This is a genomic window from Burkholderia sp. (assembly GCF_018375725.1).
Lineage (GTDB): Bacteria > Pseudomonadota > Gammaproteobacteria > Burkholderiales > Burkholderiaceae > Burkholderia.
The window spans coordinates 1-12,927 of record NZ_JAHACR010000100.1 but is presented as its reverse complement, the minus strand read 5'-3'; the positions used below and the strand labels follow the sequence as shown (position 1 = coordinate 12,927).

At 63.9% G+C, this 12,927-nt stretch carries 11 protein-coding genes; 1 reads left to right on the top strand and 10 read right to left on the bottom strand.

Annotation, left to right across the window (positions count from 1 at the left end):
* From KH616_RS13040 to coq7, 7 genes are all read right to left on the bottom strand, one after another.
* Positions 1-821, bottom strand: an 821-nt coding sequence (locus tag KH616_RS13040) for a Mur ligase family protein (RefSeq protein ID WP_292245052.1), incomplete at its 3' end; no start/stop codon positions are given.
* The gene (locus tag KH616_RS13035; RefSeq protein ID WP_292245050.1) at positions 818-2,356 is read right to left on the bottom strand and encodes a UDP-N-acetylmuramoyl-L-alanyl-D-glutamate--2,6-diaminopimelate ligase; all 1,539 of its coding nucleotides are present in this window, start codon (positions 2,354-2,356) and stop codon (positions 818-820) included. The genes KH616_RS13040 and KH616_RS13035, both read right to left, overlap by 4 nt.
* Entirely contained in the window at positions 2,353-4,191 is a 1,839-nt protein-coding gene (locus KH616_RS13030; protein ID WP_292245048.1) for a penicillin-binding protein 2, read from the bottom strand. Before KH616_RS13030 ends, KH616_RS13035 begins: the two co-directional genes overlap by 4 nt.
* Positions 4,188-4,529: a cell division protein FtsL gene (ftsL, locus tag KH616_RS13025; RefSeq protein WP_292245047.1), complete on the bottom strand. Its 342-nt coding sequence runs from the start codon at positions 4,527-4,529 to the stop codon at positions 4,188-4,190. Before ftsL ends, KH616_RS13030 begins: the two co-directional genes overlap by 4 nt.
* Positions 4,526-5,467, bottom strand: coding sequence for a 16S rRNA (cytosine(1402)-N(4))-methyltransferase RsmH (rsmH, locus tag KH616_RS13020; RefSeq protein ID WP_292245044.1), 942 nt, complete (start codon positions 5,465-5,467; stop codon positions 4,526-4,528). Before rsmH ends, ftsL begins: the two co-directional genes overlap by 4 nt.
* Before the next feature lie 23 nt (positions 5,468-5,490).
* A complete protein-coding gene (gene mraZ / locus KH616_RS13015) occupies positions 5,491-5,919 on the bottom strand; it encodes a division/cell wall cluster transcriptional repressor MraZ (RefSeq protein ID WP_017333455.1) in 429 nt (142 codons plus the stop codon).
* Positions 5,920-6,304: 385 nt separating this feature from the next.
* Entirely contained in the window at positions 6,305-6,931 is a 627-nt protein-coding gene (gene coq7, locus KH616_RS13010; protein WP_292245040.1) for a 2-polyprenyl-3-methyl-6-methoxy-1,4-benzoquinone monooxygenase, read from the bottom strand.
* A 277-nt stretch (positions 6,932-7,208) separates the two neighbouring features.
* Here coq7 and KH616_RS13005 point away from each other — a divergent pair, with 277 nt between their 5' ends.
* Positions 7,209-8,366, top strand: a complete 1,158-nt coding sequence (locus KH616_RS13005) for a porin (RefSeq protein ID WP_292245039.1) — start codon at positions 7,209-7,211, stop codon at positions 8,364-8,366.
* A gap of 244 nt (positions 8,367-8,610) precedes the next feature.
* On the opposite strand, the gene KH616_RS13000 is transcribed toward KH616_RS13005, so the two are convergent.
* The 3 genes from KH616_RS13000 to KH616_RS12990 all read right to left on the bottom strand — a co-directional run bounded on the left by KH616_RS13000 (position 8,611) and on the right by KH616_RS12990 (position 12,740).
* A complete protein-coding gene (locus KH616_RS13000; protein WP_292245037.1) occupies positions 8,611-8,826 on the bottom strand; it encodes a hypothetical protein in 216 nt (71 codons plus the stop codon).
* Between the two features lie 25 nt (positions 8,827-8,851).
* Complete coding sequence (locus KH616_RS12995; RefSeq protein ID WP_292245035.1) at positions 8,852-10,525, bottom strand: long-chain fatty acid--CoA ligase; 1,674 nt, start codon at positions 10,523-10,525, stop codon at positions 8,852-8,854.
* 139 nt (positions 10,526-10,664) lie between these two features.
* Positions 10,665-12,740, bottom strand: coding sequence for a molybdopterin oxidoreductase family protein (locus KH616_RS12990; RefSeq protein WP_292245033.1), 2,076 nt, complete (start codon positions 12,738-12,740; stop codon positions 10,665-10,667).
* Positions 12,741-12,927: the final 187 nt, after the last annotated feature.

Here is a 12,927-nt window from a genome sequence, read left to right as displayed (position 1 = left end):
CCGGACGGCGTGTCGATCGTGAGTTCGCCGCCGTTCAGGCGGCCCGTCACCTGCGCTTCCGTTTGACGCTCGGCGTCGTGCAGCGCGAAATCGACGATCCGGTTGCCGGTCGCCGCAACGCGCCAGATGCCCGCGTAGGCGTCGTCGGCCGGAAACACGGCCACGCCGTCCGGCGTCAGAGCGTGGATCACCGCCGCATGCTCGAGCGCGACGGCTTCGACCGTCGCCATGAACTCCTGATGCTCACGCTGCGCGTTGTTGACGAGCGCAACCGTCGGCGCGGTGAAGCGCGCGAGGCTTTCCGTCTCGCCCGAATGGTTCATCCCGATCTCGATGACGGCGAGCCGGTGCGTAGCGTTCAGGCGCAGCAACGTTAACGGCAGGCCGACGTCGTTGTTCAGGTTGCCGGAGGTCGCGAGCCGCGCATCCGCGCCGACCGCCGCAGCGAAGATCGACGCGATCATTTCCTTGACGGTCGTCTTGCCATTGCTGCCCGTCACCGCGACGACCGGCAGCGTGAAACGCATGCGCCAGCCGTGAGCGAGCGCGCCAAGCGCGGCGCGCGTGTCGGCCGCCTCGATCGCCGGCATCGGCACGCCGTCGGCGCGATGCGACACGAGCGCCGCGGCCACGCCGCGCGCCGCCACGTCGCCGAGAAAATCGTGCGCGTCGAAGCGCTCCCCTTTCAGCGCGACAAACAGGTCGCCCGGGCCGGCCGTGCGGCTGTCGGTCGACACGCGGTCGAACGTCACGCTCGCGTCGCCGTGCACGGTCGCGCCGGGAATCAGGCGAGCGGCTTCGCCCAGGCTGAGCATCGTCATTCGACACCTCCCTTGCCGTGGGTCGCGCGCGCCGCCAGCGCGAGCCGCGCGTGATCCTGGTCCGAGAACGTGCGCTTCTTGCCCATGATTTCCTGCGTTGCTTCGTGTCCCTTGCCGGCCAGCACGACGACATCCTCGCGTGCCGCGCCGCGCACGACCTGCAGGATCGCGCTTGCGCGATCCTCGATGCGGCGCGCCTGCGCCGGCGCCTGCATGCCGGCGACGATCTGGTCGATGATGTGCTGCGGATCCTCGCTGCGCGGGTTGTCGCTCGTGACGACGACTTCATCGGCGAGACGCTCGGCGATCGCCCCCATCAGCGGACGCTTGGTCGCATCGCGGTCGCCGCCGCAGCCGAACATGCAGGCGAGCTTGCCGCCGCGCGCTGTTGCGATCGGCCGCAGCGCGTCGAGCGTCTTCTCCAGTGCGTCGGGCGTGTGCGCGTAATCGATGACGACGAGCGGCTCGTCGTTCTGCAACCGGCCGCCCAGCCGCTGCATCCGGCCGTTGACCGGTTCGAGCCGCGCAATCTCCGCGAGCGCCGCGTCGAACGGCACGTCGGCCGCGAGCAGCGTGCCGAGAACCGCAAGCAGGTTGCTGACGTTGAATGTGCCGAGCGTGCCGACCTCGACGTCGGCATCGCCCCACGACGAATGCAGGCGGAACGCGGTGCCCGTCGCGGTCGCACGCACGTCGAGCGCCGTCAGGTCGCGATCCGCGCCCGTTTCGACCGCCTCGCCGATGCCATAGGCGATCGTGCGCACGCGCCCGGCCAGCTTCTCGAGCAGACGCCGGCCCGCCGCATCGTCACGATTGACGACCGCGGTGCGCAGGCCTCGCCAGGCGAACAGTTTGGCCTTCGCCGTCTCGTACGCGTCGAACGTGCGGTGATAGTCGAGGTGATCCTGCGTGAGATTCGTGAATACCGCGATATCGAACGCCGTGCCGTTCGCGCGCCCTTGATGCAGCGCATGCGACGACACCTCCATCGCCACCGCCTCGGCACCCGCTGCACGAAGCTGCGCGAGGCTGCGCTGCAGCTGCGGCGCATCGGGCGTCGTGAAACCGGTCGGCACCAGCTGGCCCGGCATGCCGCTGCCGAGCGTGCCGATCAGCGCGCATGGCTTGTGCAGCGCCGTCAGCGCGGCGGCGATCCATTGCGTGCAAGAGGTCTTGCCGTTCGTGCCGGTCACGCCGATCGCGAGCATGTCGTCGCTCGGATCGCCATACCAGCCGCTGGCGATATCGCCGGCCAGCTCGTTCAGCGCCGGCACGGCGAGCACGGCCGGTGCGGCAGGCGCGTCGGCGAGACCTTCCGGCTGATACAGCACGGCGGCAGCGCCGCGCGCGACGGCTTCGGCAATGTAGGCGCGATTGTCGGCCCCGTCGACCGCATACGCGAGAAACACGTCGCCTGCGTTGAGGCTGCGCGTATCGGAATGCAGCTGCGCCGTGGGGGCCACATGCTGACGCAGCCACGCAAGCGCGGCCGCGATCTGCTGATGCGCCGGATGAGAACTGCGAGCGGCGCTCATCGAATGACTCCAGGAGAATTACGTGTCGTGCTGGACACGATCATATGCTTCGCACCCGCGTTCGCGGCCAACTTTTGCGCGCCGGTTGCAGGGGTCGTATCGTCGGACACGACGAGCTGCTTGACCGGCATGTTCGGCGGCACATTCAGCGCACGCAGCGCATCGCCCGCGATCGCCGAGAATACCGGCCCGGAAACCTGGCCGCCGAAGTGGCTGCCCGCCGTCGGCTCGTCCACCGATACCGCGACGACGATACGCGGATTCGGCATCGGCGCCATGCCGACGAACGACGCGCGGTACTTGCGCGTATAGCCGTGGCCTTCGTGCTTGTACGCGGTGCCGCTCTTGCCGCCGACGCGATAGCCGGGCACGGCGGCGTCCGGCGACGTACCGCCCGGCGCCACCACCGTTTCGAGCATCGCGCGCACTTCACGCGCCGTGGTCGGCGAGAAGATCTGCGGGCCCGAGACCGGCTGCGTCGCGTCGGTCCGGAAAATCGTGACCGGCATCAGTTCGCCGTCGTGCGCGATCGCGGTATAGGCGCGCCCGAGCTGGAACAGCGACGCCGACAGGCCGTAGCCGTACGACATCGTCGCCTGCTCGATCCGTCGCCAGTTTTTCCACTGCCGCAGGCGGCCAGCCGCGGCGCCGGGGAAGCCAACCTTCGGCGCCTGCCCGAGGCCGATGCTCGTATACATATTCCACATCTCTTCGGGCCGCATCGTCATCGCGATCTTGGTCGCGCCGATGTTGCTCGACTTCTGGATCACGCCGCCCACCGTCAGCGTGCCGAAGCCTGCGTCGTCGGTGATCGGCGCGCCGTCGAGCACATAGTGGCCGTTGCCCGTCTCGACGAGCGTGTTCGGCGTCACGCGATGCAGGTCGAGCGCGAGCGATACCGTAAACGGCTTCATGATCGAACCCGGCTCGAACACGTCGGTCAGGATGCGGTTGCGCAGCTGTTCGCCCGTCAGGTGCGAGCGATCGTTCGGGTTGTACGTCGGATAATTGACGAGCGCGAGCACTTCGCCCGTGCGCACGTCGATCACCATCGCCGCGCCGGCCTTCGCCTTGAACTTCTCGACGGCGGCTTTCAGGTTCGCGTACGCGATGTACTGGATCTTGCTGTCGATCGACAGGTCGACGTCCGTGCCGTTGTGCGGCGGCAGCTGCTCGGCGACATCCTCGATGATATGGCCGACCCGATCCTTGATCACGCGGCGCATGCCCGGCGTACCGGACAGCAGTTTCTGATCGCCGAGCTCGACGCCTTCCTGGCCTTCGTCCTCGACGTTCGTGAAGCCGATCAGGTGCGCGGTGATCTCGCCTTCCGGATAGAAACGCTTGTATTCGTTGCGCTGATAGACACCGGGAATGCCGAGCGCCGCAACCTTGTCGGCGATGTCGATCGGCACCTGGCGCTTCACGTAGACGAAGCTCTTGTCTTCCGACAGCTTCACGCGCAATTCCTTCGACGTCATCCCGAGCAATTTGCCGAGCTGATCGACCTTGTCCGCGCCGAGATCGTCCGGCACCGCTTCGGGGATCGCCCAGATCGCGCGCACGGGCAGACTCGTCGCGAGCACGAGCCCGTTACGGTCGAGGATCTTGCCGCGCGTCGCCGGCAATTCGATCGTGCGCTGGTAGCGGCTTTCGCCCTGCTTCTGATAGAACGCGTTGCCCGGCCCCTGGATCCAGAACGCGCGCGCCGCCAGTGCGGCGAACGCCATGAACAGGAGGAACACGACCAGCTTCGAGCGCCACATCGGCAGATGCACCGACAGCACGGGGCTCGACGTGAACTTCACGTTCTGGCGCTTCGACGGCGGTTTCATCGCACGTTCCCCTTGGACTTGCCCACCACATCCCCGGATGCGGGAATCGGCGCATCGATCGCCTTCGCGGCGCCCGGCTGCTGCGTCAGGTATTGCGTGCGGCCGGTGGTGATCGCCTGCATCTTCAGGGAATCGTTTGCGAGCTGCTCGATGCGCGAGGTCTTCGAGAGTGCGCTCTGCTGATACTGCAGCTGCGCGTAGTCCTGCTGGAGCTGATGCTCCTGCGACTGCGCGCGCTGCAGCTGGATGAAGATCTGGCGCTGCTGGTTCGTCGACTTGACGACCGACAGTGCGCACCCCATCACGATGATCAGCAGAAAGATATTGAATCGACTCATGGCGAGATGCGCTCCGCGATGCGCATCACCGCCGACCGGGCACGCGGATTCGCCACCACTTCCGCGTCGCTCGGGAATTTGCGGCCGATCACCTTGAGCGGGGGGCTCGGGAGGTCGACGGCACGAATCGGCAGGCGGCGATCGACTGCAGGCGCACTCGCGTGCGCCTGCATGAATCGCTTGACGATCCGGTCCTCGAGTGAATGAAAGCTGATCACCACCAGCCGCCCCCCTTGCTCCAACAACGACAATGCCGCGTCTAGTACGACTTGCAGGTCCGCAAGCTCTTGATTGACGTGAATCCGTATAGCCTGAAAGGTGCGGGTTGCCGGATCCTTGCCCTTCTCACGGGTCTTGACGACGTGACCCACGATTTGGGCAAGCTCGCCCGTGGTGTCGAGAGGCCCAAGACGGTCGGACTCTGCCCGGCGAGCAACAAGCGCCTTTGCAATCTGAAAAGCAAACCGTTCTTCCCCATAATCTCGTATCACCTCCGTCAGTTCCTGCAGCGAGGCTCGCGCGAGCCATTCGGCCGCCGATTCGCCGCGCGTCGGGTCCATCCGCATGTCAAGCGGGCCATCCGCGCGGAAGCTGAAGCCCCGCTCCGGATCGTCCACCTGCGGCGACGACACACCCAGATCCAGCAACACACCCGACACCTTCTCGATGCCACGCGCCGCAAGCGCGCCCTGCATCGACGCAAAGCTGTCATGCACGATCGAAAAGCGCGCGTCCTCGATGCGCTGCGCCGTCTCGATCGCACGCGGATCCTTGTCGAACGCGATCAGCCGGCCGGCCGGCGCCAGCCGCGCGAGCACCGCGCGGCTGTGACCGCCGCGCCCGAACGTTCCGTCGACATAAATGCCGTCCGGCCGCGTCACGAGCGCATCGACCGCCTCGTCCAACAACACTGTCCGATGCTGCAATTCGTTTCCCATCGCGGGCGTCTCCGTCACCGCAATCAAAACGTGAAATTCTTCAGCGCATCGGGCATGCCCTGCGCCATCGCTGCCTGCTCCTTCGCGATGTAGGTCTGCGAATCCCACAACTCGAAGTGACTACCCATTCCCAACAACATGACTTCCTTTTCCAGACCGGCCGCCATGCGCAGCTCGGGCGATACGAGAATCCGGCCTGCGCTGTCGAGATCGACATCCATCGCATTGCCGAGAAAAATCCGCCGCCACCAATGGGCATCCATCGGCAGCGCGGCAATCTTTGCGCGAAACACTTCCCATTCCGGGCGCGGAAACAGCAACAGGCAGCCGTCCGGGTGCTTGGTCACAGTCACCCGTCCCTCTGCCTGTTCTTGCAGCGCTTCGCGATAGCGAGCCGGCACCGACATCCGCCCTTTCGCATCGAGCGTCAGCGCCGACGCCCCTTGGAACACTGTCCGCTCTCCCGTTCGGGGTACCGAAGCACCCGCTCCACGCTGAGAATTTAGCCGGAATAGCCGGCTAAATCACACAAAAATACACTTTCTCACACTGTCTCCCACTTTAGAGGAAGGGTTTGGCACGGTCAAGGGAGCCGCCCCGTTTTTTGACGAATTTTGTTAGTTAGAACAAGGACTTACGCGCACACCCTCATGTACCCCATTATTCCAAAAACCGTTAAGAATTAAAGGGCTAGTGCAACTAGTGAAGGTGATACGTGAACAAGACGGGCCAGATGGGTGTGCGGGCGGGGCTTTCGGGTGCGGGAAAACGCTGAAAAAGCGGGCGGCATCGGACGGCTCGATCGGGGCGGCGCAGCCGGCCGCCCACGGTATTTCGTCAGAGATAGTACGCAGTGCTCGTCATGACTTTCGACGCGGCGCGCATCAGCATGCGGGCGGGCAACGGCAACTCGATGCCACCCGCCTCCGCCGCCGCCTTGCCGTGCTTGACCTCGTCGGCGCGCATCTGCTCGACGATCGCGCGCGACGCCGTGTCGGCCGCCGGCAGGTCGGACATATGCCCCTCGAGATGGCTTTCGACCTGGCGCTCCGTTTCGGCCATGAAGCCGAGGCTCACCTTGTCGCCGAGTGCGCCGGCGGCAACGCCGATCGCGAGCGAGCCGGCATACCACAGCGGGTTGAGCAAGCTCGGACGCGAATCGAGCTCCTTCAGCCGATGCGCGGTCCACGCGAGATGATCCTCCTCCTCGCGCGCCGCTTCCTCGAACATCGCCTTGATTCCCGGAGAACGCGCAGTCAGCTTCTGCGCCTGGTAAAGCGCCTGCGCGCAGACCTCGCCGACGTGGTTCACCCGCATCAGCCCGGCCGCGTGAGTGCTTTCTGCAGGCGTCAGCTCGGCCGCGGGCGGCGCGTCCGGCACCGGCACCGGACGGCTCATCCGGGTCACGCCCGTCAGTGACCGCAGGCCGCGATCGAACTCGCTGATCAGTTCATCCAACATCATCCTGTTCTCCTGGCTTGTGCGTCCGCACGCGCGGAAAAGTATGTATCCGCTGCGTAACCGACTTGATTCGTCAGCGGAAATTGAGGTTAACCCGTGATTGTAACCGTTGTTGCATAAAGGAAACATGCGGCTCGCGGGCCCCGGCGTTTCGCTTTGTAGCAAAAAGTCCTTTTGCTACATTACGTCGGACTTCTTGCGAAGTTGAAGCGGGGAACGTCAACAGAACATAACTATTTGGCCCGCAACAATAAACTTTGTGATTCTTGGAGATCCGTTAATGAAAAAGTCGCTTCTCGCGCTGGTCGCGCTGGGTGCGTTTGCTGGCGCAGCGCACGCGCAAAGCAGCGTGACGCTGTACGGCATCATCGATGAAGGCTTCATCTTCAACAACAATGCCAAAGGTGGCCACCTGTACGGCCTGTCGAGCGGCGTGATGCAGGGCAGCCGCTGGGGCATGCGCGGCACGGAAGACCTGGGCGGCGGCCTGAAGGCACTGTTCGTGCTCGAAAACGGCTTCAACGTGAACACCGGCGGCCTCGGCCAGGGCGGTCTCGAGTTCGGCCGTCAGGCATATGTCGGCCTGTCGAGCGGCTTCGGCACGCTCACGATGGGTCGTCAGTACGACTCCGTCGTCGACTTCGTCGGCCCGCTCGAGGCAGGCGACCAGTGGGGCGGCTATCTCGCCGCACACCCGGGCGACCTCGACAACTTCAACAACGCGAACCGCGTGAACAATGCGGTCAAGTACACGAGCCCGACCTACAACGGCTTCACGTTCGGCGGTGTGTACAGCTTCGGCGGCATCGCAGGCCAGTTCGCGAAGAACCAGGTCTGGTCGCTCGGCGCTGGCTACAACAACGGCCCGCTGGTTCTCGGCGTCGGTTACTTGAACGCGCGTACGCCGGCAAACTTCGGCGGCATGTTCAACAACGGCTCGTCGTCGTCGTCGACCATCGCATCGCTGCCGATCTTCGGCGCATACGCGAACAGCGCGAACACGTACCAAGTGATCGGCGCAGCCGGCGCATACACGTTCGGCGCGGCAACGATCGGCGCCACGTACTCGAACACGCAGTTCAAGGGTTTCACCGCCGGCCAGTTCGTCAACCAGACCGCACACTTCAACAACGGCGAAGTCAACTTCAAGTATCAGCTGACCCCGGCCCTGGTGCTCGGCGCTGCGTACGACTATACGCGCGGCAGCTCGATCGAAGGTGCTTCGGCAGCCCAGTACCACCAGGGCTCGCTGGGCGTCGACTACTTCCTGTCGAAGCGCACCGACGTCTACGTGATCGGCGTGTACCAGCATGCTTCGGGCAACACGCTGGATTCGGCCGGCCACGTCGTCAACGCGACGGCTGCGATCAACGGTCTCGATGCGTCGAAGACCACCAACCAGATCGCTGCTCGCGTTGGTATCCGTCACAAGTTCTAATCAGCTTGCCTGACAAGCCGCAGTGCATTGAAGGCGCCTTCGGGCGCCTTTTTCTTTTGATGCGCCGGGAATGATGAGCGAAAACGGCGCGACGTCCGGCATCGGGTTCGGTAGGCGGGTGAGCCTCGGATCGCGTCGGGTTTAGGTCTCCGATGACGCGTGGCCGATTGCAGTCCACCGAACGCCTTGCACCGATCATGGATCGCGGCAGAACCACAGTGCGATAACGACGATGTGACGCACGTCAGATCGACCGTGAACGTATTGGCGCATTCGTTGCGCATACATCGAAACCCGCGTCGGACGCGAAGCGAATGGTGACATCGCAATAGTTTCCCGGCTCACCGTTGCGCAGCGGAGGCATCCATCTCCCCAATACCATGCCGGTGCGCATCCGCGCTGCCGAACCGCGCACGCCGAAACGGCCAGAAAAAACCCGGCAGAGCCGGGTTTCGTTCATTTCACTTCGCCTGCTCGATACAGCGTCACGCGCGTCCATCACGCAGTTCGCGCCGCAGGATCTTGCCGACATTCGTTTTCGGCAACTCAGTCCGGAATTCGACGAGTTTCGGACGCTTGTAACCGGTGAGCCGCTCCTTGCAGTAGGCCAGAATATCCTTGTCGGTCAGTGCGGGATCCTTTTTCACGACGAACAGTTTCACCGCTTCGCCGGAATGCTCGTCCGGCACGCCGACGGCGGCCACTTCGAAGACGCCCGGATGCGATGCAACCACATCCTCGACCTCGTTCGGATACACATTGAAGCCGGACACCAGGATCATGTCCTTTTTCCGGTCGACGATCTTTACGTAGCCGCGCGCGTCCATCACGCCGATGTCGCCCGTCTTGAAGAAACCGTCCGGACACATGACCTTGGCAGTCTCGTCCGGACGATTCCAGTAGCCGGCCATTACTTGCGGCCCGCGGATGCAGATCTCCCCGGGTTCGCCAAGCGCGACCTGATTGCCCTCTTCGTCGCGGATCGACACCTCGGTCGACGGCAGCGGCAAACCGATCGTTCCGCTGTACGCGGTCGCCGTCACCGGATTGCAGGTCGCGACAGGCGACGTCTCCGACAGGCCGTAGCCTTCGACGATTGCCGTACGCGTCTTTTCGTACCAGCGCGTTGCGACGCTTTCCTGGATCGCCATGCCGCCGCCGTTGGCGATCACGAGCTTCGAGAAATCGAGCTGACCGAAATCCGGATGATTCAACAGCGCGTTATAGAGCGTGTTGACGGCGGGAATCGTCGAGATCGGGTAGCCCTTCAGCTCCTTGATCATGCCGCCGATGTCGCGCGGGTTCGGAATCATGATGCCCATTCCGCCCGTGCGCAGCGTCAGGAAACCGCATACGGTCAGCGCGAACACATGGTAGAGCGGCAATGCGACCACGCCGACGAACTGCGTCACTTCCGGATGCCGTGCATGGGCCGGCTCGTGCCACGCGCCGGCCTGCAGGACGTTCGCCACGATATTACGGTGCAGCAGCGTCGCGCCCTTCGCAACGCCGGTCGTCCCGCCCGTGTATTGCAGAAACGCGACGTCGCCCGGACCGAGCTTCACCGGTCTGAGCGTTTGCCGCGCGCCTTCCGCAAGGGCCGCATTGAAACGCGTAAAGGACGGCAACTGCCACGCCGGCACCATCTTCTTGACGTTGCGCACGACGTAATTGACGAGCAACCCCTTCAGGCCCAGCATGTCGCCCATCGAGGCGACCACGATATGCTTGATCGCCGTATTGGCAACGACCGCTTCAAGCGTGGTCGCGAAATTCTCGAGGATGACAATCGCTTCGGCGCCGCTGTCCTTGAGCTGATGCTCGAGCTCGCGCGGCGTGTAGAGCGGGTTGACGTTGACGACCGTATAACCCGCGCGCAGCACCGCGACGATCGCCACCGGATACTGCAACACGTTCGGCATCATGATCGCGACACGCGCCCCCCGCGCCAGGCCGCGCGATTGCAGCCACGCGCCGAACTGGCGCGAAAGCTTGTCCAGTTCGCCGTACGTGATCGCCTTGCCCATGCAGACAAACGCTTTCCGGTCGCGGTACTTGCTGAAGCTTTCTTCAAGCAGTTCAGGCACGGAAGCATACTGAGACGCGTCGATTTCGGCTGGAACGCCGGGCGGGTACGATTTCAGCCAAATCTTGTCCATGCAACGCGTCTCCTCACAGATTTTCGAATGGTCGTGCTAAAACGCATCCTAGCCGGTCGCTCGCACTGAGACAACAGGGTTAGACGCCCCCTTCGAACTCCGCATGGCAACGCGCGGACATCCGCCGCGCACTTTCTCTTTAGGCTCGCGCGACTTCGACCAGACAGTCGTAAAACGTCGCCGAATTCCCGAGATCGGTCAGCGCCTGGCTCGTGACCTCATTCGCGTTTCGCCCATCCGGCGCCAACTTCTTCCACCAGATCGACAATCCGACCACGAGCCCGACCCGTGCTCGATCGGTGACCCGCGCACGCGCCTGCATCGATCCGCGGTCGTTGAAGATGCGCACGGTGTCGCCGTCCGCGATCCCCCGCGCGCCGGCGTCGTCGGGATGTATATCCAGGTGCGGCTCGCCTTCGGTGTTCCGCAGGCTGTCGACGTTGACGAACGTGCTGTTCAGGAAATTTCGGGCAGGCGGCGAAATCATCGCGAGCGGATAACGCGCCGCAAGCTCGGGCGCGGCTTCGGCCGATTCGTATGGCGGAAGATAGTCGGGCACCGGATCCATTCCCGCATCGACGAGCCGCGCGCTATAGAACTCGCACTTGCCGGACGGCGTGCGGAAGCCGCCATTCGCGAACGGCGCGTCGGGCAGCCTGAGCTTCAGCCATCCCGCCTGTTTCAGTTCATCCCAGTCGCTCGCGACCGCGGGGTCGTCCCATTTGAGCGCTGCACGCGCGACCTCTTCGTCGCTGTGATAGAGGGCGGGCTCGGTGAGTCCCATGCTGCGCGCAATTCCCCGGAAGATCTCCGTGTTCGGACGTGCATCACCGACCGGCGGGATCGACGGCAGGTTCGCCATCACATAGGTATGACCATACGATTTGTGGATGTCGAGATGTTCGAGTTGCGTGGTTGCCGGCAGCACAATGTCGGCGAAATCGACGGTATCTGTCTTGAAATGCTCCAAGACGACTGTGAAAAGGTCTTCTCGCCCGAACCCGGCCGCGACCTTCCGCGAATCCGGCGCGACGGAAACGGGGTTCGAGTTATAGACAATGACCGCCTCGACCTTTGGCCCGAAGTCGGCATCGCCCGGATGCAGCAACGCGTCGCCGATGGCGTTCATGTTGATGATTCGCGGAAGCTTGTGCGGCCAGCCCGGCATCAGATCCGGGCGCAGCAATGCTGGCTGATTGACCGGCGTCCACTCCGACGACGATAGCAGCAATCCGCCGGATCGCTCACGCCATGCGCCGGTCAGCGCAGGCAAGCTGGCGATCGCCCGCACGGCGTTCCCACCGCCCCGCACGCGCTGCATGCCGTAATTGAGCCGAATCGCGGCCTTTCGCGTCGAACCGTAGCGACGCGCGAGATCGATCAACACGGACGCATCGATACCGCAAATTTCCGCGACCCGCTGCGGCGGATAAGACATCGCGCGCGCACTGAGCGCCTCGAAGCCGAGCGTATGCTGGTCGATGTAGTCATGATCGAGCAGGTTTTCAGTGATCAGGACATGCATCATGCCAAGCGCAAATGCACCGTCGGTACCCGGCCGCAACGCAATGTGCTGATGACATTTTTCGGCGGTCAACGATCGATAGGGATCGATTGCGACCAAATGAGCGCCCCGCCGCTTCGCCTCCTGAGCGCGCGTCCAGAAATGCAGGCTCGACGCGATCGGGTTCGCGCCCCAGATCAGGATCAGTTCGCTCTCCTCGAAGTGCTCGAGATGCATGCCAAGGCTGCCGCCATATGTGTAGCGCAAGCCCGCCGCGCCGGCGGCCGCGCAGATCGCCCGCTCGAGCCTCGACGCGCCCAATGCGTGGAAAAAGCGTTGCGCGATACCTTCCCCCTGCACGAGTCCCATCGTGCCTGCATAGCTGTAGGGCACGATCGCTTCCGGGGCGCGTTTGGCGATTGCGCCAAGCCGCTTGCCGATTTCGCCGAGCGCCTCGTCCCAACTGATCGGCACGAATTTCCCCTCGCCTTTCGGTCCGACGCGCTTGAGGGGTACGGTCAGGCGCTCGGCATGATGAACGCGATCGGCATACCGGCTGACTTTGGTGCACAACACGCCCTGCGTCGGCGCATGATCCGGATCTCCGGTGACCTTGATCGCCCTGCCGTTTTCGACCGTTACGCGCATGGCGCACGTATCGGGACAATCATGCGGGCATACGGCTCGAGCTATCTGAGTGGGGGTGGCCATTGTTGTATACGCAGATAATTGGTCGGACTCGAAGATTTTACGTTGGCCACGGATGGAGAAGTGCCTATTTCATTCGAGTACGCGAAGGTCCAGACGCCGCCGAAGCCGAAGCACGTCGACGCCAAGAAGAAGTAAGGCTGCTGCGATGCCGCGATAGCGCGCCCGACCAAGCCGCATGGCTGACGCG